Genomic DNA, 25,799 nt, shown 5'->3' on the forward strand with positions numbered 1-25,799 from the left:
GAAGTCGACACCGGCAGCGAGGGTGGCGTCGTCGCCACTGAGCTTGCCGCCATGGATGTCCGGGCGGGCGCTCGACTTCAGCGTCAGGCTGGTGCCCTTGAGCTGGCCATTACGCGAATGCACGACCATGTCGCCGCCGATCACCGGCAGGCCACGGTAGGTCCGTTCGACGCGGACGTGCTCGGTGCCGTCACGGTCGACGATCACGTCCTTGACCGAGAAGGCGTCGGCATCGGCACGATGCGCCGCCGCCTTGTTGCCATCGATCAGGCCGAGGGCGCGGCCGGCGGCCGGATGGTCGGCCTTGGCGGCAAAAGCGGGTGCGGCAGCGGCGAGCGCGGCGAGAATGGCGGCGCTGAGCAAACGAGACTGCAAGTGCATTCGTGTAACCCCTGAGAAGTGTTGTCGAAAGATCCGGCCAAAGCCAGACACTAGGCACATACACTTCGTTCGCCCCCAACCGCGGCGCCGAAGTGACCTTGAGGCCATCCGGCGGCTGTCCGTGCAGCGCGGTGCGGGCGTTAGGGCGTACGGAACTTAGGTGTCATCATTCGTTCATGTCATGCTGCTTTGCAGCAAAGGCCGCAAAAAGCGTTTTCATGAGCCCCTCGGGATCGTTTCAAACGAATCTATGCTGCGATGCAAAAAATAAATGACGACATCGTGGTGGTTGGGGCCGGGGTGATCGGCCTGTCCTCCGCCCTGGCATTACTCGAATCCGGACGTGGTGTGCGGGTGATCGATGCCGGCCGCATCGGCGGCGGCGCCTCGCACGGCAACTGCGGCACGATCACACCGAGCCACGCGCCACCTTTGGCCGCACCAGGGATGGTCGCGACCGCACTTCGCTGGATGCTGACTCCCGATGCGCCGTTGTATATCCAGCCGCGCATCGATCCGGCGCTGTGGCGTTGGCTGCTGACGTTCGCCGCGCGCTGCAACTCCCGTGACTGGCGTACGAGTGCGTTGGCGAAGTCGGCCATCCTCAACGATTCCCGCACGCGACTGGCGGCATGGGTGCGCGATTACGGCCTGGACTGCGAGTTCAGCGAAACCGGGCTCGATTACGTCTATCGCGATCCACGCGCATTCGCCCATGGGCAGGAGGAGCACGCCGCGCTGCGCGAACTCGGCGTGCAGGTCGAAGCGATCGACGGCGCGACGTACCAGGCGCAGGAACCGGCGCTGCTGCCCGGCGTCGCAGGCGCGATTCGTTTCGACGGCGACGCGGTGCTGCGTCCGGATCACTACGTCGCCGAACTTGCGCGCGTGGTGCGCGAGCGCGGTGGTGTCATCGACGAACAGCGTGGGCTGCAATCGCTGGCGACGGAACGCGACGGCGTGCGCATCGGTACCGACGCTGGCGTGCTGCATGCAGGCGATGTCGTGCTCGCGCTCGGTGCCTGGTCGCCACGGCTCGCCGACGTGATCGGCGCCCCCTTGCTGAAACGCGCGATGCAGCCCGGCAAGGGATACTCGATCACCTATTCCGCGCCGCAGCTCGTGCCCAGGCGGCCGATCGTGCTGCGTGAGCGCTCGGTCTGCGTGACTGCATGGGGCAGCGGCTTCCGCCTCGGCAGCACGATGGAATTTTCCGGTTACGACGATTCGCTCAACGCGCGCCGCCTGGCGGCGCTCGAACGCGGCGCCGCCGAATACCTGCGTGTTCCAGTCGGTCCGGACCTGCGGGAACAATGGTTTGGTTGGCGGCCGATGAGTTGCGACGACATCCCCATCATCGGTCGTGTCCCCGGTCGCGATGGCCTGTGGTTGGCGACCGGCCACGGCATGATGGGCGTGAGCATGAGCGCTGGCACCGGACAGCTGGTCGCCGATCTCGTCACGGGGCGTGAGGCTGCGATCGATCCGGCGCCGTATCGCCCGGAACGGTTCGCCTGAGCGGCTAAACTTCGCGCATGAACGATGTAGTGACCGTGCACCGCGGCACCGCGCCGCTGCTGATCAGCCTGCCGCACGATGGCAGCGAGATCCCTGCCGCTATCGCCGGGCCGATGACCGAATCCGCGCGTCGCGCTCCGGACACCGACTGGCACGTCTCGCGTCTGTACGACTTCGCGCGGGAACTTGGTGCATCGATGCTGGTGCCGCGCTATTCGCGCTACGTCGTCGACCTCAACCGTTCGCCGGATGATGTTTCGCTGTATCCGGGACAGAACACGACCGGGTTGTGCCCGATCGTGCAGTTCTCCGGCGAGCCGGTGTATCGCGAAGGCGAGGAACCGACGCCCGACGAAATCGCGTCGAGGGTCGAACGTTACTGGCAGCCATATCACGCTGCCTTGCACGACGAGCTGGCTCGCATCCGCTCGCTGCACGGCCGCGTCGTGTTATGGGAAGGGCATTCGATCAGGGGCGAAGTGCCATTCCTGTTCGATGGCCGCTTGCCCGACCTCAACCTCGGTACCGCGGGTGGCGCCAGCTGCTCGCCCGCGTTGCAGGGCCGGCTTGAAGCCGTCGTCGCCGCGCAATCGCGTTACGACTGGGTGGTGAACGGTCGCTTCAAGGGCGGTTACATCACCCGTCACTACGGCAATCCCGCGGAGGGCATCGATGCCGTGCAGCTGGAGATCAGCCAGCGCATCTATATGGATGAAACAACCTTCGCATGGGACGACGCCCATGCGCCGCGCGCGCAATTGATCATCCGCCGACTGTTGGAAGCCGTGCTCGCATGAGGAACGACATCGGGCGCAGGCACTGGCACGCGTTGGTCGACTGAAAGCGGGACGAAAAAAAAGGGCGGCCCGAAGGCCGCCCTTTTTCGCATCGGTGCGTTTTTACTGCGCAGGCGTCCCGAGGTGCTTCGCGAGGAACACTTCCATGCGCCGATAGAGCTCAGCGATGTTCTCCGGCTTCGCGAAGCCGTGGCCTTCGCCGGCTGCAAGGAACTCCTCCGCCGGTTGACCGGCATCGCGCAGGGCCGCCGACATCGCCTTGTGCTGGTTGAAGTCGGCGGTGTTGTCGTCCTTGCCGTGCACGAGCATCACGGGCACCTTGATTTCCTTCGCACGAAGTGCAGGCGAAATACGCGCCAGGGCCGTCATGTCGGTGCCGAGCGTGCGCTGCCAGAAGCGATCAATCCGGTCCGTCTCGCCGTGATTGTTGTCGGTCTTGCGCATGAGCGGCAGGTCGTAGACGCCGACGTAGCCGATGGCGCACTTGTACATCCCCGGATTGAGGATGGGCTGGACCAGCGCCGAATAGCCGCCGAAACTCGCGCCGTACATGCATACGCGGTTCGCATCCACCAGCTTGTTGTCGATCGCCCACTTCAGGCCGTCGGTAATGTCTTCCTGGATCTTGCCGCCCCATTCCTTCCAGCCCGAGCGTTCGAACGCCTCCCCGCGGCCGCCGGAACCACGGTAGTTCACCTGGAGCACGGCATAGCCGCGGCTGGCCAGGAACTGCACGTCGGACTCGAAACCCCAGGTATCGTTGACGCCGAACGGGCCGCCATGAGGCATGACGATCGTCGGTTTCGGGCCGGTGCCGTTCGCGGTGTAAAAGGCGAACAGCTTCGTGCCGTCGCGGGCGGTGATGGTGATCGGACGCGTCGGCGCCATCTTCGCGGGATTCACCCACGGACGGAACTCGATAAGCTTCTGGGCCTTCTTTACGTCACGGTCGTACAGGTACCAATCGCCCGGGCTGCGGTCGGACGACACCGAGAACAACACGCGGTTGCCGTCGCGGCTGAAGTCATTGAACCAAACCATGTTGCCGGGGAACGTCTTCATCAGGCCCGCGTGCAGCTTGGCCCATTCCGATTCCGGCTTGATGTATTGGATCGACGGCTTATCGGTATTGGAGTACACAGCGAACGGCGTGCCGCCGCGGCCTTCGTTGAGCCAGCCCGCCACTTCAGTGTCGGGACTGCCGGCCAGCTTGGTGCGGGTGCCCGCCGCGAGGTCGATGCGATAGGCCTGCGCGGGTTCGAGCGCATCCGAGACGAACGCATAGAGGGTGTTGTTGTCCGCATCCCAGCGGGAGCCCGAGATCATGCGACCCGCGATGGATTTAGGCATGGACTCCCAGGCGCCGCCCTTCGTGCGACGGTAGTGCAACACCGGTTCGTCGCGGTCGTCGAGGGTGCGGCGGATGCGCGGCTCGCCCGTGCGGTCGAACTGGTACCACGCGAGCTGATCGCCGCGCTCGAGTTCCTTGCGCTCGCCCGTGCGGGTGTTGACGCGGAAGATGACCGTGTCCGGTTCCTCGCCGCAGGTCGCGCACGTGAAGTCGACGAGCGCCATGCCGGGCTCTTCATCGAGCACCTTCACCAGACTCGACCAGCCTTCGTCCTTGCGCCTGCCGCGCTTGGTGCCGCTATCGGGCACGTAACCGAACAGGACGTCCTGGTTCTTGCCATTGACGTCGGAGGTCATCAGCTGACCAGTCGAATACGGCCGGGCCTTGAGTGGTTCGAGGCGCGCGCGCGCGACGACGACCTGGTCGTCCGCGGTCCACGTCACGTCGGACACGTGTTCCATCCTGCCGAAGCGCAGCACCTGCGTCTTGCCGCTGCCGTCCAGTTTGACGATCTGGAGCTGGGTTTCCAGGCCGTCGGGCGTCGGCACTTCGATCGCGGCGTACTCGCCCGTCGGCGAGAGCGTTGCACCCCACGCCTCGGAGCGCTTCGCGAAATCGGTGACCGGGATTTGCTGGGCGGCTGCCGGAATCGCGGCGATCGCGAACAGCGCGCACGTCCAGTGCGCAATACAGTTGCGTTGCATGGGGTTCCCTTCGAGTTGGTTCGCCTCTCCCCGAGGCCGGCACAGGTTACCGACTCGGCCCATAGCGACCAATAGGCCATGAGTGGGGAAAGCTGAATAGCGGCGCGTTTTCGATGGCCATGCCTCTGGCCGTCAGACTTCCAGCGTCGCCAGATCGCCCTTCGCCTCCAGCCACGACTTGCGATCACCCGCGCGCTTCTTCGCCAGCAGCATGTCCATCAGCGAGCGGGTTTCGCCGTCGTCGTCGACGGTGAGCTGCACGAGCCGGCGGGTGTCGGGGAGGATGGTGGATTCGCGCAGCTGCTGCGGGTTCATCTCGCCCAGGCCCTTGAAGCGGGTGACATGGACCGCGCCCCGGAGCTTTTCGCGCTCGATCCGCTCCAGCAGCAGTCGCTTCTCTTCCTCGTCCAGGGCGTAGAACACCTGCTTGCCCACGTCGACGCGGAACAGTGGCGGCATCGCCACGAAGATGTTGCCGGCAGCGACCAGCGCGGGGAAGTGCCTGAGGAACAAGGCGGTCAGCAACGTGGCGATGTGCAGGCCGTCGGAATCGGCGTCGGCGAGGATGATGACCTTGCCGTAGCGCAAACCCGAGATGTCGTCCTTGCCGGGATCGCAACCAATGGCCACGGCAAGATCGTGCACTTCGGTCGAAGCCAGCACGCTGCCGGAGGCGACTTCCCACGTATTCAGAATCTTGCCGCGCAACGGCAGGATCGCCTGGAAATCCTTGTCGCGCGCCTGCCGAGCCGAGCCGCCGGCCGAATCGCCCTCGACCAGGAACAGTTCGGTGCGCGAGAGATCCTGCGAGATGCAATCGGCGAGCTTGCCGGGCAGGGCGGGACCCTGGGTGACCTTCTTACGGGTGATCTGCTTTTCAGTCTTCAGGCGCGCGCTGGCGCGTTCGATCGCGAGTTGCGCGATTTTTTCGCCCATCTCGGTGTGCTGGTTCAGCCATAGCGAGAACGCGTCGTGTGCAGCGCCCTCGACGAAGCCCGCGGCCTGGCGCGATGACAATCGTTCTTTCGTTTGCCCGCTGAATTGCGGGTCGGTCATCTTCACCGACAGCACGAAGGCGACCCGGTCCCACACGTCTTCCGGCGCCAGCTTGATGCCGCGCGGCAACAGGTTGCGGAAGTCGCAGAATTCACGCAGCGCATCGGTGAAGCCGGTGCGCAGGCCGTTGACATGGGTGCCGTGCTGCGCGGTCGGGATCAGGTTGACGTAGCTTTCCTGCACCAGTTCGCCATCTGGAACCCAAGCGACCGCCCAGTCGGCGATCTCGGTGTCCTTGTTCAATTGGCCGACAAACAGATCCGGCGGCAGCAGCTCGCGCCCTTCGAGTTCGCCGCGCAGGTAATCGCGCAGGCCGTCTTCGTAATGCCATTCGATGCGTTCGTCGGTGGCCACGTCGTGCAGGCGCACGGTCAATCCCGGGCACAGCACGGCCTTGGCGCGCAGCAGGTGCTTCAGTGCGCGCAGGTTGAACTTGGGCGTATCGAAGTATTTCGGATCCGGCCAGAAGCGAAGCCGGGTGCCGGTGTTTTTCTTGCCGACGCTACCGACGACTTCGAGCTTCGACGTGCGATCGCCGTGCGCGAATTGCATCCGGTATTCATTGCCGTCGCGCTTGATGAACACATCGACCTGCTTCGACAGCGCATTGACCACGCTGACGCCAACGCCGTGCAGGCCGCCGGAGAAGGTGTAGTTCTTGTTGCTGAACTTGCCGCCCGCGTGCAGGCGCGTGAGGATCAGTTCGACGCCCGGGATTTTTTCTTCGGGGTGGATGTCCACGGGCATGCCGCGGCCATCGTCGGACACCTCGCATGAACCATCGGCATGCAGCGTGACTTCGATCTCGCTGGCGTGGCCGGCCAACGCTTCATCCACGGCGTTGTCGACGACTTCCTGCGCCAGGTGGTTCGGGCGCGTGGTGTCGGTGTACATGCCTGGGCGGCGCTTGACCGGGTCCAGGCCGGAGAGGACTTCGATATCGGCGGCGTTGTAGCGACTGCTCATGCGTAATGGATGTGTACGTCCTGCGAAGACAGGCAGGATAGCGTGAACGCACGCTGATCTCGCGCTGAAGGCTGGGTGAAAGTCCCCATGCGTGAATTCAGGCGTGAGTCGGGCGCGATTGCCTACGGTCACTGCGTCGCACTCGCTTCATATCGAAGTGCAGGCGGCGCAACAAGACCTGCAGGAGATAGGACATGCGCAAGACTCTTCTAACCGCCATGATCGCGAGCGCCATTGCGTTGCCGGTCGCGTACGCCCAGGTGGGTGTCAGGATCGGCGGCAATACCGGCGTCGGCGCTCAAGTGGGCCCGGTCGGCGTCGGCGTCGGCGCCCGCACCGACATCAACGCCAATACCGGCATCGACACCGGTCTCCAGACCAACACCCGACTCGACGCGCGTGCACGCGCGAAGGCGAAAGCCAAGGCCGAGGCGGACGCCCGTGCCCGGGCCGAGGCGGAAGGCAACGGCCAAGCGACGACGCACGGCGGACTGGTCAGCGGCGTCGCGCACACGGCGCAGGGCACGGCGGCACAGGTTGGCGGTGCCGTGAGTGGCGGCGTCGACGCCAGTACGCAAGTGGGCAGCCAGGTTGGCGCGACAGTGCGCGGTGCCGCACGTACTGGGGCACAGGCGACGACCCACGCCGCCGCGCAGGCCACCGAAACGATCAGCGGCAACGCCAATGCCGCCGCCAACTCGGCCTTGGGTGCGGCTGCCCAGGTTGGCGCGGCCGGCTCGATTGCAGCTGATGCCGCCGCTGCGACAGGCGCTGCGGTGGGAGCGAATGCCGATGTGGCCGGGCAGGCCACGGTAGACAACACTGGCGCTACGGTGGATGCCGCCGCGCAGGGCCAACTCCAAGGGCAAACCGGTGCTCAGGAGAAGCCGCGCAAGTCGAAGACCCGCAGTAAGCGTCCGGATGCATACGATCGCCGTTGATCCAGGCGAACGCGGCTCGCGACAGCAAACGCCCCGGCTTGCCGGGGCGTTTTTTTGCATACAGGAACAAGGATTTGCATCGCCATAGTCGCGGCCCGCGCGCCTAGCCGGTAGACTATGCCTTTCCAGCGGTAGCAAAACACATGACTCCCCCCAGTTCTGTGACTCCACTCGTCTTCGTCACCGGCGGCGTGGTGTCCTCCCTTGGCAAGGGCATTGCAGCGGCCTCGCTGGCGGCCATCCTCGAAGCGCGCGGCCTGCGCGTGACGATGATGAAGCTAGACCCCTACATCAACGTCGATCCGGGCACGATGAGCCCGTTCCAGCACGGCGAGGTCTACGTCACCGACGACGGCGCCGAAACGGACCTCGACCTCGGCCATTACGAGCGCTTCCTGCGCACGCGCCTGTCCGGCAAGAACTCGATCACCACCGGCAAGATCTACGAATCGGTGATCCGCAAGGAACGCCGCGGCGACTACCTCGGCGGCACCGTGCAGGTGATCCCGCACATCACCGACGAGATCAAGCGCTGCATCGACGCCGCGACCGAGGGCTACGACGTCGCCCTGGTCGAGATCGGCGGCACGGTCGGCGACATCGAATCGCTGCCGTTCCTCGAAGCGATCCGCCAGATCCGTACCGAACGCGGTCCGGAGAAGGCGCTGTTCATGCACCTCACGCTGGTGCCGTTCATCGCCGCGGCGGGTGAGCTGAAGACCAAGCCGACGCAGCACTCCGTGAAGGAACTGCGCTCGATCGGTATCCAGCCCGACGTGCTGCTGTGCCGTAGCGAACAACCGCTGCCGGATGGCGAGCGTCGCAAGATCGCGTTGTTCACCAACGTGCCGGAAAAGGCCGTCATTTCCGCCGTCGACCTCGACAATATCTACAAGATCCCGATGTGGCTGCATGGCCAGGGCCTGGACCAGATCGTGGTCGAGCGCCTGCGCCTCGACGCCAAGGCCAAGCCGGAGGCCGACCTGTCCGAGTGGAACGCGGTGGTCGACGCGGCCGAGCATCCGGTCGACGACGTCACCATCGCCGTCGTCGGCAAGTACATCGACCATCAGGACGCCTACAAGTCGCTGGCCGAAGCGCTCAAGCACGGCGGTCTACGCCAGCGCACCAAGGTCAAGCTGAAGTGGATGGAATCGCAGGACATCGAGCGCGAGGGTGACAAGGCGCTCGAGGGCGTCGACGGCATCCTCGTTCCGGGCGGCTTCGGCGATCGCGGCTTCGAAGGCAAGGTGCTGACCGCAAAATTCGCGCGCGAACATGGCATTCCATACTTCGGCATCTGCTACGGCATGCAGGCGGCGGTGGTCGACGTCGCCCGCAACGTGCTCGGCCTCGACGGCGCCAACAGCACCGAGAACGACAAGCAGTCGCCGCACCCGGTGATCGGCCTGATCACCGAATGGCGTACCGCCTCGGGCGAGGTCGAGCGCCGCAGCGAAGACAGCGACCTCGGCGGCACCATGCGCCTGGGCCTGCAGGAACAACGCATCAAGCCCGGCACGCTGGCACACAAGGTGTACGGCAAGGACATCGTCGGCGAGCGCCATCGCCATCGTTACGAGTTCAACAACCGTTACCTGAACCAGCTGGAGAACGCGGGCCTGGTGATCAGCGCCAAGTCGCTCGACGAAACGCTGGTCGAGATGGTCGAACTGCCGCAGTCGCAGCATCCGTGGTTCCTCGCATGCCAGGCACATCCTGAATTCCTGTCGACCCCTCGCGACGGCCACCCGCTGTTCGTCGGCTTCGTGCGCGCCGCGCGCGAGCACAAGGCGGGCGGGCGCCTGCTGAAGGAGGCGAGCGCATGAAACTCGCCGGATTCGAGGTCGGCCTCGACAAGCCCTTCTTCCTGATCGCTGGCCCCTGCGTGATCGAGTCGATGCAGCTGCAGCTCGATACCGCCGGCGCGCTCAAGGAAATCACCTCCGGGCTCGGCATCAATTTCATCTTCAAGTCCAGCTTCGACAAGGCCAACCGCACCTCGGGTACCAGCTTCCGCGGCCCCGGTCTGGAAGAAGGCTTGAAAGTGCTGGCCGAAGTGAAGAAGCAACTCGGCGTGCCGGTACTGACCGACGTGCACGAATACACGCCGATGGACGAAGTCGCATCCGTCGTCGACGTGCTGCAGACGCCGGCATTCCTCTGCCGGCAGACCGACTTCATCCAGAAAGTCGCCAGCGCCGGCAAGCCGGTGAACATCAAGAAGGGCCAGTTCCTGTCGCCATGGGAAATGAAGCACGTCGCCGCCAAGGCCAAGGCGACCGGCAACGAGCAGATCATGGTCTGCGAACGCGGCGCCAGCTTCGGTTACAACAACCTCGTCTCCGACATGCGCTCGCTGTCGGTGATGCGCGACACCGGTTGCCCGGTGGTGTTCGACGCGACGCATTCGGTGCAGTTGCCCGGCGGCATGGACGGCAAGTCCGGCGGCCAGCGCGAATTCGTGCCGGTGCTGTCGCGCGCGGCGATGGCGGTCGGCATCGCCGGCATCTTCATGGAAACGCATCCGGATCCGGACAAGGCGTTGAGTGACGGCCCGAACGCATGGCCGCTGCCGAAGATGAAGGCCCTGCTGGAAACGCTGCTCGAGCTCGATCGCATCACCAAGAAGAACGGATTCCTGGAGTCGACGAATGCCTAACCGAACTGGCGGCCCCGCGCAGGCCGGAGTGCGCGTGCTGGCCGTGGCGCTTTTGGTCGCGGGGTTTTCGCTACCGGTCATCGCAGGCGATGACCAATCCGACAAGGCACTCCCTCCCGCCATCGCCGCATACATCGAGCGCGGGCAACTGGAATCCGACTTCCGCGAGTGCGTGGACGCGCAGGTCCAGAAGCAAGGTTTGACTGACGCCGACCTGATCAAGCGCATCGCCGCCAAGGGACTTGCCGAAGACGTTTACGCGGCGGTGTCCGCGGAACTGGACGAAGGTCCGGATGGGATCCTGGATGCGCAGGGCTTCGTGCCTGCCCATACCGATCCGGACGAAGTGCTCGCCGAGAAGTCCCTGGTACTGGCCAAGGCGAAGATGCAGCGCACGCTCGACGGCGAGGACGATTCGTTGACGCCGACGCGTGCTTACGATCGGTTCTTCATCGCCGTCAACCAGGCCGTGGACGCCGGCTGCGAAGTGCCCCCGCACCTGCGACCGGGCGGCGACACGCTGCGCGCGCAAGCAGAAGCGATCGCGCCACTGCTGGGCGAAGCCGATCGTGTCAACGGTTGCGCGACCGCCTTGATCGAAGCGCAGGGCCTCGACGATGACGCCGCCTCCGCGCTGTTCGAAAAGAAGGGGCTCGCCGCCGAATTCCGCGCGCGCGTGCTGGAGATCGCGGCGCACATGCCGGGCATCGACGCCGAGAATCGCGCCAAGCTGGCGCAGATGCAGAACCCGGTCCATCTCGGGCGCAGCCTGATGCTGCTCTCGGCGACCACGTTCGAACTGGAAGCGATGGCCAAGGCCACCGGTGTGAATGCCATCTACCTGGACCAGGCGCTGGACGGGAAATGCAACCCGAGCAGCGAGTTGAAGACGTTCATTGGAGCCGCAAACAGTGCAAATCACTAAAATCCACGCCCGCGAAATCCTCGACAGCCGCGGCAACCCGACCCTCGAAGCCGAAGTCACCCTGAGCGACGGCAGTTTTGGCCGCGCGATGGTGCCGTCCGGCGCCTCCACCGGTACCAAGGAAGCGGTCGAGCTGCGCGACGGCGACAAGACGCGCTATCTCGGCAAGGGCGTGCAGAAGGCGGTCGCCAATGTCAACGGCGCGATCGCGCAGGCGCTGCAAGGTTCCGACGCCAATGACCAGGCTGCGCTCGACCGCCGCCTGATCGATCTCGACGGCACCGAGAACAAGGGCCGCCTCGGCGCCAACGCGCTGCTCGGCGTGTCGATGGCGAACGCGCATGCGGTTGCCGCGTCGAAGAAACAGCCGCTGTGGCAACACCTCGCCAATGGCGCAGGCGTTTCGTTGCCCGTGCCGATGATGAATATCATCAACGGCGGCGCGCACGCTGATAACAACGTCGACCTGCAGGAGTTCATGGTGTTGCCGGTCGGCTTCGATTCGTTCGCCGAATCGCTGCGCTGCGGCACGGAAATCTTCCACGCGCTGAAGTCGGTGTTGAAAGGTCGCGGCCTGAGCACGGCGGTCGGTGACGAAGGTGGTTTCGCACCGGATCTGCGTTCGAATGAAGAAGCGCTGGAAACCATCCTCGAAGCGATCGGCAAGGCCGGCTACAAGGCCGGCGAGGACGTGCTGCTCGGCCTCGACGTTGCCTCCAGCGAATTCTTCGAAAACGGCAAGTACCACCTCACCGGCGAAGGCAAGCGCCTGACTTCGGAACAATTCGTCGACTTCCTCGCCAGCTGGGCCGCGCAGTACCCGATCGTCACCATCGAGGACGGCATGGCCGAGCACGACTGGGCCGGCTGGAAGCTGCTGACCGAACGCCTCGGCACCAAGGTGCAACTGGTCGGCGACGACCTGTTCGTCACCAACCCGAAGATCTTCAAGGAAGGCATCGACCAGGGCGTCGGCAACGCCATCCTGATCAAGGTCAACCAGATCGGAACGCTGACCGAGACCCTGGAAGCGATCGCGATGGCGGATCGTGCGAAGTATGCCGCCGTCGTTTCGCACCGTTCCGGCGAAACCGAGGACACCACCATCGCCGACATCGCCGTCGCGACCACGGCAACGCAGATCAAGACAGGCTCGCTGTGCCGCAGCGACCGTGTCGCCAAGTACAACCAGCTGCTGCGGATCGAGCAGCAACTCGGTGCGGCTGCGAAGTACGCCGGCCGCAATGCGTTCGTCTCGTTGAAGCGCTGACGTCCGTCGATGCGCGTGCTCCGGATGCTGGTATTGCTGCTGATCGCGCTGCTGGCGTGGCTGCAGTACCGGCTCTGGTTCGGCAGTGGCGGCAACCGCGAAGTTGCCGCCCTGCAGCAGCAGGTGCAGCAGCAGACTCGCGACAACGCGGGCCTGAAACAGCGCAACGAAGCACTCGCAGCTGAAGTCGAAGACCTCAAGTCTGGTGAAGCCGCGGTCGAAGAACGTGCGCGTAGCGAGCTGGGCATGATCAAGCCGGGCGAAACGTTCTACCGGGTGGTCGAGACCGAACCGGCACCGCAAGCCGACGCCGACAAGGACACGCAGTGATCTGGGCGATCGTGCCGGCCGCCGGCCGCGGCTCGCGTTTCGGCAGCGAAGTGCCGAAGCAGTACCTCGACGTCGCCGGCCAGCCACTGATCGTACACGCGCTGCAGGCCTTGCTCGCACACCCGACCGTGCAGGGCGCTGTCGTCGTGCTCGCCGAAGGCGATACGCGCTGGCCGGGTTGGCAGAGCCTGTCCGACAAACCACTTGTCACCTGCATCGGCGGCAGCGAACGCGCCGACTCGGTGCTGGCCGGGCTCGCGGCATTGCCAGAAAGCGTCCGCCCGGACGATTTCGTACTGGTGCACGACGCCGCGCGCCCCAACCTGCGTCGCGATGATCTGGACCAGCTCCTGAATCGCGGCCGCATCGATCCTGTCGGCGCGATCCTAGCTGCGCCAGTGCGCGACACGCTCAAGCGTGCGGGCGACGACGGCGGCATCGATGGCACCGAGCCGCGCGAACGCCTGTGGCGTGCGCTCACCCCGCAGTTGTTCCGTCGCCTGCAACTGACGCGTGCGCTCGAAGCTGCGCGCGATGCCGGCGTCGCCGTCACCGACGAGTCGATGGCGATGGAACGACAGGGTCATCGACCGTTGCTGGTCGAAGGCAGCGACGACAACTTCAAGGTCACCACGCCTGCCGACCTGGCGCTGTTCGAGTTCATACTCTCGAAACGATGAGCATCACGCCTTTCAACATCCGTATCGGTCAAGGCTTCGACGTCCACGCATTCGGCGATGGCGATCACGTCATGCTCGGCGGCGTGCGCGTGCCGCATGACAGGGGTGTGCTCGCGCATTCCGACGGCGACGTCGTTATCCATGCACTGTGCGATGCCATGCTGGGGGCGTTGGCGTTGGGCGATATCGGCAAGCACTTTCCGCCGGACGATCCGCAATGGAAAGGCGCGGACAGCCGTGCTTTCCTGCGTCATTGCAATGCACTGATCCGCGAACGGGGTTGGACGCTCGGCAACGCCGACGTCACCGTGATTTGCGAGCGCCCCAAGGTCGGGCCGCATGCTGGGGCGATGCGCGAGGTGCTGGCTGCAGACCTGGGCGTCGCCGTCGACGCCGTCAGCGTAAAGGCGACCACGACCGAAAAACTCGGTTTCACCGGCCGTGGCGAGGGCATCGCCGCGCAGGCGGTGTGTCTGGTGTTCCGGGCATGACTGTGCGCGCATGAGCACGCAGCCACCTGCGCATGGCGCGGCGGTGCTGTCCGCGCGTATCCGCACGACTCCGGAAGATTTCATCGTCGAGGAAATCGATGGCTTCGAGGCCAGCGGCAGCGGGGAACACCTGTTGCTGACGGTCGAGAAGCGCGGCATGAATACCGCCTTCGCCGCCAAGCGCATCGCGCAATGGGCGGGCATCCCGGAGATGGGCGTCAGTTACGCCGGGCTGAAGGATCGGCATGCCGTCACCCGTCAGCGCTTCAGCGTGCATTTGCCGAAGAAAATCGCACCCGATGTCGCCACGCTCGAATCCGCCGATCTTCGCGTCCTCGGACACGCGTGGCACGCGAAGAAGCTGCCGCGGGGTGCGCTGGCCGGCAATCGGTTCGAATTGCTCCTGCGCGACGTGCAAGGCGGGCGCGACGCGATCGAAGCGCGATTACGCGCCATCGCCGCACGCGGCGTGCCCAACTACTTCGGTGAACAGCGTTTTGGTCGCGATGGCGACAACGTGGCCAATGCACTTGCCATGTTTTCTGGCCGACGCGTGCGTCGCGAACAGCGCACGATTTTCCTTTCCGCTGCGCGTTCGGAGCTCTTCAACCAGGTGCTGGCAGCACGCGTGGCCGATGGTTGCTGGGATCAGCAGCTCGAAGGCGAGGTCTGGGTGCTCGATGGCAGCCGCAGTGTGTTCGGTCCGGAGCCGTGGAACGAAGTCTTGCAGCAGCGCCTGGCCGCGTTCGATATCCATCCGAGCGGGCCATTGTGGGGTTCCGGCGAGCTGCGCACGACCGGTGCGGCACGCGCGCTCGAGGAAGCCGTGCTCGCCGATGCGCAGGCATTGGCCTTGCGCACGGGCCTCGAAGCGGCCGGTTTGAAACAGGAACGCCGTGCGTTGCGATTGCGCCCCGACGCAGTCGAGTGGGAGTGGCGTCCCGAGGGCCTGTGCCTGTGTTTCGCCTTGCCGGCAGGCAGTTATGCGACGGTCGTGCTGCAGGAATTGGGCGACATCGCCGACGCGAGCACGCGAGCATTATAGGGGCGGCTTGTAGCTGTAGGAGCGGCTTACAGCCGCGAGCTCTTGATGTTGGAAGGACAAGCTCGCGGGGCTATAAGCCGCTCCTACGAAAAGCTCACCGCTTGGCTAGCAGCACCAGCACTGCCCCGGTCCCACCCTGCGCCGGTGGTGCCGAATGGAATGCGAGCACATCGGCGCGATGCCGGAGCAGCCGATCGACCAGGTTCTTCAGCACCGGCGTTCCGCTATCGCCGTGCAGGCCCTTGCCATGGACGATGCGGACACAACCCAGGCCGGCATGCCGCGCATCGGTGAGGAAGCCGCGCAGCATGGTTTCGGCCAGCGCCGCGTCGGCATGGTGCAGGTCGAGTTCGTCCTGTGCCGAGAATTGGCCGCGTCGCAACTTCTGCAGCGTGCGCGGCGGGACCGAATCGCGGCGATAGCTGAGCGCGTCGCCGGCTTCCAGGGCATCGGCAGACAGCATGCGGCGGAATTCGTGGCGTGCCTCGGCATCGTCACGCTGGGCCATGCGCGGGGTAGGGCGTGGTTTCGGCTTTGCCGGAGGTGGTGCGGTCGCGGGTAGTTCCCGCACCGGCCCAATGGCGTCGCGGAACAGCGCGGCGTCGTCGCGGCGGTCATCATGAACGCCGTCATCGTGAACGCGGTTGTCGCTGCGCGGCGGTTTGGCCATGCGTCACAGCCTAACGCGTGCGCGGTGGCATGCAATGTCATCGATGCGCGTGCGGCTTCGGCTATCATGGCCCGGCAACCGTTCCATGCCGCGCACATTCGTCCGCGGCGTCGCAAGGAAACCATGCGCGTACTCGTTAGCAACGACGACGGCGTCGACGCCCCCGGAATCAAGATCCTGGCCGCAGGCCTGCGCAGCGCCGGCCATGAAGTGCTGGTGGTCGCGCCCGATCGCGACCGCAGCGGTGCCAGCAATTCGCTGACGCTGGATGCCCCGGTGCGGGTGGTGCAGCTCGATGCACAGACCTGGCGCATCCACGGCACGCCCACCGACTGCGTGCACGTGGCGATCACCGGCATGTTCGAGGTCGAGCCCGATATCGTCGTCTCCGGCATCAACACCACCGCCAACCTCGGCGACGACGTGATCTATTCCGGGACCGTCGCCGCGGCGATGGAAGGCCGCTTCCTCGGCCTGCCGGCGGTGGCGATGTCGCTGGCGACGGCCGATCACGTCGGCAGGCATTACGAAACCGCGGCGCGCGCGGCGGTGGAGATCATCGCCCGCCTGAAGACCGATCCACTGCCGGCCGACACCATCCTCAACGTCAATGTGCCCGACGTGGCGTGGGACGAAGTCGCCGGCTTCGAGGTCACGCGCCTGGGCCATCGCCATCGCGCCGAGGCCTGCATTCCGCAGCAGGATCCGCGCGGCCGCCAGTGGTGGTGGATCGGCGCTGCCGGCCCGGAGGCCGACGCCGGTGCCGGCACGGATTTCCATGCCGTGCGCGCTGGCTATATTTCGATCACCCCGATCCACGTCGATTTGACGCGTTACCAGGCGCTGGACCAGGTCGCGAGTTGGGTTGGCGGCCTTGCAGCTTCGCTGGAGGCCAGCGCCATGGAAGGCAACCCATGACCGCGCGCATCCGCCTACAGCCGGAAGCGATTGGGATGGGGATGACCTCGCAACGCGTCCGCGATCGGCTCATCGACCGCCTGCGCGAGACCGGTATCCGCGACGAGCGCGTGCTGAACGCGATCCGCACCGTGCCGCGCCACTTGTTCGTCGATGAAGCTTTCGCCACGCGCGCCTACGAGGACACCGCGCTGCCGATCGGCCACGGCCAGACCATTTCGCAGCCTTGGGTCGTCGCCAAGATGACCGAAGCCCTACTGCAGGACGCGCAGCCCAAGCGCGTGCTCGAAGTCGGCACCGGTTCCGGCTATCAGGCGGCGATCCTCGCCGCGCTTGGCCTGGAAGTGTTCACCGTCGAACGCATCGGCGAACTGCTGCGCACCGCGCGCAAGCGATTCCGCACGCTCGGCATGAACATCCGCAGCAAGCACGACGACGGCCGCATCGGCTGGCCAGAATTGGGGCCGTTCGATGCGATCATCGTCACCGCCGCGGCGCCGGCCCTGGTGTCGGCGTTGACCGATCAGCTCGCGCCTGGCGGCACCCTCGTCGCGCCGGTCGGCGGGGCCGCCTCGCAATCGCTGCTGCGCCTGCGCAAGGATGCCGACGGCGTGATCGAGGAGACCAATCTCGCGCCGGTGGTGTTCGTGCCGCTGCTGTCAGGGATGATCGACTAGCGATGAACCCGTTCCCATGAAACTCTTCGGCCCCTTATACGAACGCGCGTTGACCTGGGCCCGGCATCCGCGCGCGCCGGCATTGCTGACCGTGCTGAGCTTCGCGGAAGCCGTGATCTTCCCCATCGTTCCGGAAGTGATGCTGGCGCCGATGTCGCTGTCGCAGCCGAAACGCAGCTTCTGGTTCGCGACGCTGAGCTTGTTTGGTTCGCTGGTCGGCGCGGTGGTTGGATACCTGCTGGGCCACTACGCGTATGAATTGATCAAGCCATTGTTCGAATCGCTGGGCTGGATCGACAACATCGACAAGTGGGTGGTGTACCTGCGCGACATCGCGGCCGAGTCGCCATGGAAGGCGTTCTGGGCGCTGGTGATCGCCGGGTTCCTGCCGATCCCGCTGAAGTTCTTCACCTGGGCCGCGGGGATAGTGGGGGTGCCGATGCTGCCGTTCCTCGCCAGCATGGCGGTGGGCCGCGGCAAGCGTGTCTACCTGATCGCCGCCGCCGTCCGCATCGGCGGCGCGCGTGCGGAAGCGGCGTTGCACCGTTACATCGAACCGATCGGCTGGGCCGCGACAGCGGTGGTGGTGGCCGGCATTGGTTGGCTCGTGTTGCGGGCGCAGGCGGCATGATGCGGCGCATGCGCCAAGTCCTGATGATCTTTTCCGTCGTGCTGCTGGCCGCTTGCGGCAGCAGTCGTGTGATCCGCGAAGGCGGGGCTGCGCGCTCGACACCACGCATGTCGACGCCGAAATACGGCGCGACCGCGGTCGTGCGACGCGGCGACACGTTGTACGGCATCGCCTTCCGCAATGGCATCGACGTGCGCGATCTCGCCGCATGGAACGGTATCGCTCCGCCGTACACGATCTATCCCGGGCAGAGCCTGCGCTTGTATCCGCGCGGCGGTGCGCGGCCGGTTGCGACGACGCGACCATCCACCAGCGTGCCTGCAGGTTCTCGTCCGTCCGTACCTACGCCAGTGCGTCCGATGCCACCCGTGGTTTCAATGCCGGTGGCAAGCCCGATCGCTTGGCGCTGGCCCGCCGATGGCGAGCTGATCGCCCGCTATGTCGCCGGCGAGCCGACGAAGCAGGGCATTGATGTCGCCGGCAACAGCGGCGCCCCCGTGCGTGCGGCCGCCGATGGGGTGGTGGTGTATTCCGGCTCCGGCCTGGTCGGCTACGGCGAACTGATCATCGTCAAGCACAACGACGCCTGGCTCTCCGCTTACGGCCACAACCGTGCGCGCCTGGTCAACGAAGGCCAACTCGTCAAAGCCGGCCAGCAGATCGCGGAGCTCGGCCGCACCGGCGCGGCGCGCGAGATGCTGCATTTCGAGATTCGCTATAACGGCAAGCCGGTGGATCCACTGCAGTATCTGCCGAGGAAATGACCTACAGCGCCACCATCTCGGGGTCTTGTCGCAGCATCGTGGTGCTGTTGCTGGCGCTGCTGCTCGTGGCCTGCCGTTCGACCACACCGAGTCCGCGCGGGCTTGATGCAGCGGAGGCAACGTCCCTGGATACCGTCACGCTGAATATCTGGCACGACCGCAACGACTGGCCGCGGCGGCAGATGCTGATCGTCGATGCGCTGCGTCGGCTGGACCCGGACGTGATCCTGCTGCAGGAGGTGCTGCAGGACGCGACGCTGCCTAATCAGGCCGAAAGCCTGGCGCAACAACTCGGTTACTCCTGGCATTTCGTTTCGGTCGATCCTCCCGATCGCGTCCGCCGCTACGGCAACGCGATCCTGACGCGGCAACCACCGCAGGCGCGGGGCGATCGATCGTTGCAACCATTGGACGACTACCGCGTGGCCGGCTGGGTGCGTGCGTCGGTGCACGGCCGGCCGCTCAACATCTATGTCGTCCATCTGAACGTCACCGATCGCAGCGGCGCGACGCGTGCGCGGCAGATCAGCGACCTGTTGGCCTTCGTCGAGGCGACCCGCGGCGATGCGCCAGTGTTGATCGGTGGCGACTTCAACACCACCGCGGGCAGTGCCGAACTTGCGCCGTTGCGCGCCGGCTACATCGACAGCTACGCCGCCGGCCATCCCGGCGTCGATCCCGAAGGCCCGCAGCACGTGACGTTGAATCCCCTCTACAACGAGCCGGCCCGCATCGATCACCTCTTCGCACAGACCGATGCGTTCCGGCCGATCCAGGCGAGGCGCATCCTCGACGAGCCCGAAGCGGATGGCGTTTGGGCTTCCGACCATTTCGGCGTGTGGGCACGACTGCAATGGCTGCCGGCGTCCCGGCCAGCACGCTAGATCGCTAGATCAGGAAACCCGCCACGACGCGCCGCCCTTCGCCGGCGAGCACGCTGAACGTGCGCGCGGCGGCGGCGTTGTTCATCACTTCGATGCCGATGCCGCGCGACAGGCAAGCCGCCATGACGGCGGCAGCGGGAAAAACCTGGTTCGCGCCGGTGCCAAGTACGATCAGCTCGGGGTTCAGGGCGAGCAACGGGTCGAGCTCGGTGGGCGTCATCGCCTTGGCGTCGCGCACTGCCCAGTCTTCGATCAGGGTGTCAGGCGCGATGATGAAGCTGCGCGTCAGGGTGCGATCGTTGACCAGCGCCTGCGCACCGTCGGCGCCGCGGAGGAAATAGGTGTAATCGGGGCGCTCGAGGTTCAGTTGCATCGAAGGTCACGGCTTCCGCCGGATTGACGAGCCCTTATGCCCGCGGCAGCACGATCTGCCGCTTGTCCTTGCTCGGCCGGTACAGGATCGCGGTATGGCCGATGCGCTGCACCAGCGCGGCGTCGGCGCGTTGCGCCAGTTCGTCGACCATGGCGTCGCGGACTTCGCGATCTTCGGCCGCGACCTTTACCTTGATCAGCTCGTGCTGTTCCAGCGCGAAGCCCACCTCGGCCACCAGCGCATCGGTGATGCCCTTGCCGCCGACCTGCAGGATCGCCTTGAGTTCGTGCGCCTGACCTCGCAGGAACCGGGTCTGGGCATTGGTCAAGGCGATAGGCATGGCGAACGACGGCAGGTGAATGGGGGTGCTCAGGGTATCATGGCGTTCCCACAGGCCCGCTCCGACATGGCGACCCGCAGCAAATCCAGCCAACGCTGGTTGAAGGAGCATTTCGCCGATCCCTACGTGAAGAAGGCGCAGGCGGAAGGCCTGCGCTCGCGTGCGGCTTACAAGCTGGAGGAACTGGTCGAGCGTGACCGGCTGCTCAAACCGGGCATGGTCGTGGTCGATCTCGGCGCGGCGCCGGGCGGCTGGTCGCAATGGGTGCGGCAGGCATTGGGCGACAGTGGCCGCGTCATCGCGCTGGACATCCTGGAGATGCCAACCCTGGCCGGGGTCGAGTTCCTTCATGGCGATTTCAGGGAGGATGCCGTCTTATCAAGCCTGGAAGCCTCGCTAAACGGCCTGCCCGTGGACCTTGTGCTGTCCGACATGGCCCCCAATAAGAGCGGTATGGATGCGGTCGACCAGCCGCGGATGATGCACCTGGCGGAACTGGCGATGGATTTCGCCGACCACCATCTGCGTCCCGACGGTACGTTCCTGATCAAGCTGTTCCAGGGCGTGGGATCCGACGATTACATACGGGAGCTGCGCCGTCGCTATGCGAAGGTGTCGATCCGCAAGCCGGCGGCGTCGCGCAAACGTTCGCCGGAAGTCTATGCCCTGGCGCAGGGTCGGCTTGCAAAAATGAAGCCGGGCGCAGATTAAGTAGCATGCTCCTTAGTGATTTGGATCAATTAACCGGATGAACGACTTGGCCAAGAATCTGATGCTGTGGGTGGTCGTCGCCATCGTGCTGATGGTGGTGTTCCAGAGCTTCAGCCCGAAACTGGGCGGCAACGACGCGCTCGCCTACGACCAGTTCGTGGAGCAGGTGCGCGACGACCGCGTGGCCAAGGTCACGATCGCCGAGGACCGCACCACCATCACCGGCGAACGCAAGGACGGCACCAAGTTCACTACCAGTGCGCCCAGGGACGATTACCTCATCTCCGACCTGCTCAACCATAAGGTCGCGGTTGTGCAAACGCCGCCGTCCAGTGGTTTGTCGCTGGGCGTGATCCTGATGAACGTGCTGCCGTGGCTGCTGTTCATCGGCATCTGGGTGTATTTCATGCGCCAGATGCAGCAGGGCGGCGGCAAGGGCGCGATGAGCTTCGGCCGGTCGCGCGCCAAGCTGCTGAACGAGGACCAGACCAAGGTCACCTTCGCCGACGTCGCCGGTTGCGACGAGGCGAAAGACGAAGTCTCCGAGCTGGTCGAATTCCTGCGCGATCCCGGTCGTTTCCAGAAACTCGGCGGCAAGATCCCGCGCGGCGTGCTGATGGTGGGCCCGCCAGGCACCGGCAAGACCCTGCTCGCGCGTGCCATCGCCGGCGAGGCCAAGGTGCCGTTCTTCAGCATTTCCGGTTCCGACTTCGTCGAAATGTTCGTCGGCGTCGGCGCCAGCCGCGTGCGCGACATGTTCGAACAAGCCAAGAAGCATGCGCCGTGCATCATCTTTATCGACGAAATCGACGCGGTTGGCCGTCATCGCGGCGCCGGTCTCGGCGGCGGTCATGACGAGCGCGAGCAGACGCTGAACCAGTTGCTGGTCGAAATGGACGGCTTTGAAGGCGGCGAGGGCGTGATCGTGGTCGCCGCGACCAACCGCCCCGACGTGCTCGACCCGGCGCTGCTGCGCCCGGGCCGCTTCGACCGCCAGGTCGTGGTCGGCCTGCCGGACGTCAAGGGCCGCGAGCAGATCCTGCGCGTGCACATGCGCCGCGTCCCGTTGGCCGACGACGTCGAACCGATGGTCGTCGCGCGCGGAACGCCGGGCTTCAGCGGCGCGGACCTCGCCAATCTCGTCAACGAGGCGGCGCTGTTCGCCGCGCGCGAGAACGCCAAGGACGTGCGCATGGAGCATTTCGACCGCGCACGCGACAAGATCCTGATGGGCACCGAGCGCCGTTCGATGGCGATGAGCGAGCAGGAAAAGACGCTCACCGCGTATCACGAAGCCGGCCACGCCATCGTCGGCCGCCTCATGCCCGAACATGATCCGGTCTACAAGGTGACGATCATTCCGCGTGGCCGCGCACTCGGCGTGACCATGTACCTGCCGGAAGGTGACAAGTACAGCTACAACCGCACCGCGATCGAATCGCAGCTGTGCTCGCTGTACGGCGGCCGTGTCGCCGAAGAATTGATCTTCGGCGCCGACAAGGTCACCACCGGTGCGAGCAACGACATCGAGCGCGCGACCAAGATGGCGCGCAACATGGTCACCAAGTGGGGCCTGAGCGACGAGCTGGGTCCGATCACCTACGCGGAAGAGGACGACGAAGTATTCCTTGGACGCTCGGTGACGCAACACAAGAGCGTATCCAACGAGACCGCGCGCAAGATCGACGAAGTCGTGCGCTCGATCCTCGACAAGGCCTACAGCCGCACCAAGACGATCCTGACCGAGAACCTCGACAAACTGCATTCGATGGCGAAGCTGCTGCTGGAGTACGAAACCATCGACGTGCCGCAGATCGACGCGATCATGGAAGGCCGCCAGCCGCCGCCGCCGATGAGCTGGAACAAGAACGGCAACGGCAAGGACGAACCGCGGCCGCTGCCGCCCATCGGTGGACCGGCCGCGCAGACCTGACTGACGGGTTCGGCCGCAATCTGCGGTCGCGTTGTCCGGAACCGGCAAGACCCCCACCCAGTGTGGGGGTTTTTTGTTGTACGGCAGTCATCGCCGCGGACCGCGTGTAGCATGCGCATGGGCCCGGAAGGGAAGGAAGTTCGCAGATGCGCGATTGGAGCGTCTCGGTCAAGCGCGCGTTCGCCGAGTTTCGACGGCGGCGGATTTTCCGTGCCATCGCGGTCTACCTGGTGGTCGGCTGGCTGCTGATCCAGATCGCCGATGCGACTTTCGCGCCGCTCGGGTTTCCGGCATGGACGATGAAGCTGCTGATCGTGCTGCTTGGCCTGGGCTTCGTCCTCGCGCTGTCGCTGGCATGGATCTACGACCTCGGCCCGCGCGGGCTCGAGCGAACGGCGGCGACGGACAGCGAAACCCTGCCGCGCCGTCGCGCCGCCGATAGTGCGGCGGTGGAGCAGCCGATAGCGGCACAACCTGCACCCGCACCCGAAGCCTCCGTGGCGATCCTGCCATTCGCCGACATGAGCGAATCCAAGGACCAGGATTACTTCTGCGACGGGCTTGCCGAGGAAATCCTCAACGCGCTCGCCGCCGTGCGCGGGCTGCGCGTCGCCTCGCGCACTTCGTCGTTCCGCTTCCGCGATGGCGCGACCGATGCACGCGACATCGGGCGGGCGCTCAACGTCGCGGCGATCATGGAAGGCAGTGTGCGCAAGGCGGGCGAGCGCGTGCGCGTCACCGCACAGCTGATCGACGCGGGCAACGGCTACCACCTGTGGTCCGAGAATTTCGATCGCCGGCTGGAGGACATCTTCGCGATCCAGGAGGAGATCGCGCGCAACGTAGTACAGGCCCTGCGCTTGTCGTTGAAGACGCCTGAGGCGCTGGACTTCGAGCGCAACGCTCCACGCGACATGCACGCCTACGATTTCTACCTGCGCGGTCGCCAATTGCAGGCAAAGAAGGCCACGGACACCTGGTTGAGCGCGCCCGAGATGTTCCGGCGCGCGATCCAACTGGACCCGGACTACGCACAGGCGCACGCCGGCCTGGCTGATGCGATAGTGCATTTGCTGTTATGGCGGATGGCGCGCCCCGAAGACGTGCCGTTGGACGAGGCGCTCGCAGCCAGCCGCCGTGCGCTCGCGCTGGCGCCGGACCTGGCCGAAGCGCACGTCGCGCAAGCCAACATCCTGTCGCTGACCGGCGACAACACTGCAGCGGTCGCCGCGTTCGAATCCGCCATTGCACTGAATCCGCGTTTGTACGAAGCGCATTACTACCTGGCGCGGCACTGCTTCGCGCGCGGGTTGTACGCCCGGGCGCGGGATGAATTCGAAGCGGCGCATTCGGCTCGGCCCGACGAGTTCCAGGCACTGGGCCTGGCGGCCTTGGCTGCCAATACCCTTGGCGAAAAAGCCCACGCCGACGCGATGTCCCGCCGCGCGCTGCAATTGGCGCTGGAAGAAGCCGACGCCGATCCGGGCAACGGTCGTGCGCGCTATTACGCCGCGCTGCTGCAGCAGCGCCTGGGCGATGTGGAAGGCGGGCGAAGCAATATCGAGGCGGCGCTGCGTTTGCGCCCGGACGAGTTTGGCACGCTGTACAACGCCGCCTGCTTCTATGCCCACCTCGGGGAGACCGACCGCGCGCTGGATCTGCTCGATCGCGCGGTCGCGACGGGACATGGATTCCGCGACTGGATCGAGCACGACTCCGACCTCGAAAGCCTGCGGAGCCTGTCGCGGTTCCAGGACATCCTGGCGAGACTGGGTCAGCCGGCGACCGCGAGGGCAGGGTAAAGTTACGCGCGATAGCGCTGACTTCGGGCCTCCATGTTCGACACCACTCCGCAACTCGACTGTGCCGGCCGCGTGCTGAAACTCGATCGCCCGCGCGTGCTCGGCATCGTCAACGTCACTCCGGATTCGTTTTCCGATGGCGGCGAGCACGCCACGCTGGAAGCCGCGATCGCACACGGGTTGCGGCTGGTGGAGGAGGGCGCGGATGCGCTCGACATCGGCGGCGAAAGCACGCGACCGGGTGCCGAGGATGTCAGCGTCGAGGAAGAGCTGCGTCGCGTGATCCCGGTGATCGAAGCCTTGGCGAAACAGGTCGGCGTGCCGATCAGCATCGACACTTCGAAGCCGGAAGTCATGCGCGCTGCCGTCAAAGCCGGCGCCAGCATGATCAACGACGTCTACGCACTGCGTCGAGATGGCGCGCTGGAAGCCGCTGCGGAACTTGGCGTGCCGGTCGTACTGATGCACATGCAAGGCGAGCCGCGCTCGATGCAGGCCACGCCGCAATACGACGACGTGGTCGGCGAAGTGCACAGCTTCCTTGCGCAACGCATTTTCTCCGCCGAGATGGCAGGCATCGGCAAGAAGAACATCGTCGTCGATCCCGGCTTCGGTTTCGGCAAGACACTCGCGCATAACCTTGCGCTGCTGGCACAACTAGAGCGTTTCACCGAACTCGGCGTGCCGCTGCTCGCCGGCCTGTCACGCAAGAAAAGCATCGGCGAACTCACCGGCCGCGACGATCCGCACGATCGGGTGCATGGCTCCGTCGCTGCCCATCTGATCGCCGCGCAGCGTGGCGCAAGACTGCTGCGCGTGCACGATGTCGCAGCCACTGTCGATGCCCTCAAGGTGTGGCAGGCGGTCGCCACACAAACCGTGCCGAAGGGAAAGCCGGCCGCGCCTGCGATCCGCTGGCCAGACGAGGATTGATTGCAGGCTCGATTCGGTGGCTGAAAGCGCTTTCCACCCTTGCGTG

25 protein-coding genes and 1 pseudogene are annotated in these 25,799 nt (G+C 65.4%); 20 read left to right on the forward strand and 6 right to left on the reverse strand.

Annotation, left to right across the window (positions count from 1 at the left end; translation table 11 throughout):
* A pseudogene (locus tag MO486_RS12820) lies at positions 1-381 on the reverse strand (peptidase M4 family protein); the annotation flags it as partial.
* Between the two features lie 258 nt (positions 382-639).
* On the opposite strand from MO486_RS12820, the gene MO486_RS12825 reads away from it, so the two are divergent.
* Both MO486_RS12825 and hutG read left to right on the forward strand, forming a co-directional pair.
* Complete coding sequence (locus MO486_RS12825) at positions 640-1,899, forward strand: FAD-dependent oxidoreductase (protein ID WP_242908369.1); 1,260 nt, start codon at positions 640-642, stop codon at positions 1,897-1,899.
* Positions 1,900-1,916: 17 nt separating this feature from the next.
* Positions 1,917-2,696, forward strand: a complete 780-nt coding sequence (gene hutG / locus MO486_RS12830; RefSeq protein ID WP_242908371.1) for an N-formylglutamate deformylase — start codon at positions 1,917-1,919, stop codon at positions 2,694-2,696.
* A gap of 102 nt (positions 2,697-2,798) precedes the next feature.
* Here the strand turns inward: hutG and MO486_RS12835 are convergent, their stop codons facing one another.
* Together MO486_RS12835 and parE are read right to left on the reverse strand one after the other, a co-directional pair.
* Entirely contained in the window at positions 2,799-4,751 is a 1,953-nt protein-coding gene (locus tag MO486_RS12835) for a prolyl oligopeptidase family serine peptidase (RefSeq protein ID WP_242908373.1), read from the reverse strand.
* Positions 4,752-4,883: 132 nt separating this feature from the next.
* Entirely contained in the window at positions 4,884-6,773 is a 1,890-nt protein-coding gene (gene parE / locus MO486_RS12840; RefSeq protein ID WP_242908375.1) for a DNA topoisomerase IV subunit B, read from the reverse strand.
* Between the two features lie 194 nt (positions 6,774-6,967).
* Here parE and MO486_RS12845 point away from each other — a divergent pair, with 194 nt between their 5' ends.
* The 9 genes from MO486_RS12845 (at position 6,968) to truD (ending at position 15,117) form a co-directional block, all read left to right on the forward strand.
* Positions 6,968-7,714 carry a hypothetical protein gene (locus tag MO486_RS12845; RefSeq protein WP_242908377.1) on the forward strand — a complete coding sequence of 249 codons (747 nt, stop codon included), beginning with the start codon at positions 6,968-6,970 and terminating at the stop codon, positions 7,712-7,714.
* A 161-nt stretch (positions 7,715-7,875) separates the two neighbouring features.
* A complete protein-coding gene (locus MO486_RS12850; protein ID WP_242908379.1) occupies positions 7,876-9,543 on the forward strand; it encodes a CTP synthase in 1,668 nt (555 codons plus the stop codon).
* A complete protein-coding gene (gene kdsA, locus MO486_RS12855) occupies positions 9,540-10,376 on the forward strand; it encodes a 3-deoxy-8-phosphooctulonate synthase (protein WP_242908381.1) in 837 nt (278 codons plus the stop codon). Before MO486_RS12850 ends, kdsA begins: the two co-directional genes overlap by 4 nt.
* Positions 10,369-11,301 carry a hypothetical protein gene (locus MO486_RS12860; protein ID WP_242908383.1) on the forward strand — a complete coding sequence of 311 codons (933 nt, stop codon included), beginning with the start codon at positions 10,369-10,371 and terminating at the stop codon, positions 11,299-11,301. Before kdsA ends, MO486_RS12860 begins: the two co-directional genes overlap by 8 nt.
* Positions 11,288-12,571, forward strand: coding sequence for a phosphopyruvate hydratase (eno, locus tag MO486_RS12865; RefSeq protein ID WP_242908385.1), 1,284 nt, complete (start codon positions 11,288-11,290; stop codon positions 12,569-12,571). The genes MO486_RS12860 and eno overlap by 14 nt, the downstream gene beginning before the upstream one ends.
* 24 nt (positions 12,572-12,595) lie before the next feature.
* The gene (ftsB, locus tag MO486_RS12870) at positions 12,596-12,901 is read left to right on the forward strand and encodes a cell division protein FtsB (RefSeq protein ID WP_255747112.1); all 306 of its coding nucleotides are present in this window, start codon (positions 12,596-12,598) and stop codon (positions 12,899-12,901) included.
* Positions 12,898-13,581 (forward strand): 2-C-methyl-D-erythritol 4-phosphate cytidylyltransferase, encoded by a 684-nt coding sequence (gene ispD / locus MO486_RS12875; protein WP_242908387.1) that lies wholly within the window; start codon positions 12,898-12,900, stop codon positions 13,579-13,581. Before ftsB ends, ispD begins: the two co-directional genes overlap by 4 nt.
* Entirely contained in the window at positions 13,578-14,072 is a 495-nt protein-coding gene (gene ispF, locus MO486_RS12880) for a 2-C-methyl-D-erythritol 2,4-cyclodiphosphate synthase (protein WP_242908389.1), read from the forward strand. The genes ispD and ispF overlap by 4 nt, the downstream gene beginning before the upstream one ends.
* 10 nt (positions 14,073-14,082) lie before the next feature.
* Complete coding sequence (truD, locus tag MO486_RS12885) at positions 14,083-15,117, forward strand: tRNA pseudouridine(13) synthase TruD (protein ID WP_242908391.1); 1,035 nt, start codon at positions 14,083-14,085, stop codon at positions 15,115-15,117.
* Between the two features lie 94 nt (positions 15,118-15,211).
* On the opposite strand, the gene MO486_RS12890 is transcribed toward truD, so the two are convergent.
* Positions 15,212-15,787 carry a Smr/MutS family protein gene (locus tag MO486_RS12890; protein ID WP_242908393.1) on the reverse strand — a complete coding sequence of 192 codons (576 nt, stop codon included), beginning with the start codon at positions 15,785-15,787 and terminating at the stop codon, positions 15,212-15,214.
* Positions 15,788-15,910: 123 nt separating this feature from the next.
* Here MO486_RS12890 and surE point away from each other — a divergent pair, with 123 nt between their 5' ends.
* Genes surE through MO486_RS12915 form a run of 5 tightly spaced genes read left to right on the forward strand, consistent with a single transcriptional unit; the run spans position 15,911 to position 19,661 of the window.
* Positions 15,911-16,705, forward strand: a complete 795-nt coding sequence (gene surE, locus MO486_RS12895) for a 5'/3'-nucleotidase SurE (RefSeq protein WP_242908396.1) — start codon at positions 15,911-15,913, stop codon at positions 16,703-16,705.
* Positions 16,702-17,382, forward strand: coding sequence for a protein-L-isoaspartate(D-aspartate) O-methyltransferase (locus MO486_RS12900; RefSeq protein WP_242908398.1), 681 nt, complete (start codon positions 16,702-16,704; stop codon positions 17,380-17,382). Before surE ends, MO486_RS12900 begins: the two co-directional genes overlap by 4 nt.
* A gap of 16 nt (positions 17,383-17,398) precedes the next feature.
* Positions 17,399-18,013: a YqaA family protein gene (locus MO486_RS12905; RefSeq protein ID WP_242908400.1), complete on the forward strand. Its 615-nt coding sequence runs from the start codon at positions 17,399-17,401 to the stop codon at positions 18,011-18,013.
* Complete coding sequence (locus tag MO486_RS12910) at positions 18,013-18,777, forward strand: peptidoglycan DD-metalloendopeptidase family protein (protein WP_242908402.1); 765 nt, start codon at positions 18,013-18,015, stop codon at positions 18,775-18,777. Before MO486_RS12905 ends, MO486_RS12910 begins: the two co-directional genes overlap by 1 nt.
* On the forward strand, positions 18,774-19,661 hold the full coding sequence (locus tag MO486_RS12915) for an endonuclease/exonuclease/phosphatase family protein (RefSeq protein ID WP_242908404.1): 888 nt from the start codon (positions 18,774-18,776) through the stop codon (positions 19,659-19,661). The genes MO486_RS12910 and MO486_RS12915 overlap by 4 nt, the downstream gene beginning before the upstream one ends.
* A 4-nt stretch (positions 19,662-19,665) precedes the next feature.
* On the opposite strand, the gene MO486_RS12920 is transcribed toward MO486_RS12915, so the two are convergent.
* On the reverse strand, positions 19,666-20,034 hold the full coding sequence (locus MO486_RS12920; protein ID WP_242908406.1) for an Mth938-like domain-containing protein: 369 nt from the start codon (positions 20,032-20,034) through the stop codon (positions 19,666-19,668).
* Between the two features lie 34 nt (positions 20,035-20,068).
* A complete protein-coding gene (gene yhbY, locus MO486_RS12925) occupies positions 20,069-20,374 on the reverse strand; it encodes a ribosome assembly RNA-binding protein YhbY (RefSeq protein ID WP_242908420.1) in 306 nt (101 codons plus the stop codon).
* A 66-nt stretch (positions 20,375-20,440) separates the two neighbouring features.
* On the opposite strand from yhbY, the gene rlmE reads away from it, so the two are divergent.
* From rlmE to folP, 4 genes are all read left to right on the forward strand, one after another.
* Entirely contained in the window at positions 20,441-21,085 is a 645-nt protein-coding gene (gene rlmE / locus MO486_RS12930; protein WP_242908422.1) for a 23S rRNA (uridine(2552)-2'-O)-methyltransferase RlmE, read from the forward strand.
* A 37-nt stretch (positions 21,086-21,122) separates the two neighbouring features.
* Entirely contained in the window at positions 21,123-23,018 is a 1,896-nt protein-coding gene (gene ftsH, locus MO486_RS12935; protein WP_242908427.1) for an ATP-dependent zinc metalloprotease FtsH, read from the forward strand.
* A gap of 146 nt (positions 23,019-23,164) precedes the next feature.
* Positions 23,165-24,820: a tetratricopeptide repeat protein gene (locus tag MO486_RS12940; RefSeq protein ID WP_242908429.1), complete on the forward strand. Its 1,656-nt coding sequence runs from the start codon at positions 23,165-23,167 to the stop codon at positions 24,818-24,820.
* Positions 24,821-24,853: 33 nt separating this feature from the next.
* A complete protein-coding gene (gene folP, locus MO486_RS12945) occupies positions 24,854-25,753 on the forward strand; it encodes a dihydropteroate synthase (protein WP_242908431.1) in 900 nt (299 codons plus the stop codon).
* Positions 25,754-25,799: the final 46 nt, after the last annotated feature.

It is taken from the genome of Lysobacter sp. CFH 32150 (assembly GCF_022758295.1).
Classification (GTDB): Bacteria; Pseudomonadota; Gammaproteobacteria; order Xanthomonadales; family Xanthomonadaceae; genus CFH-32150.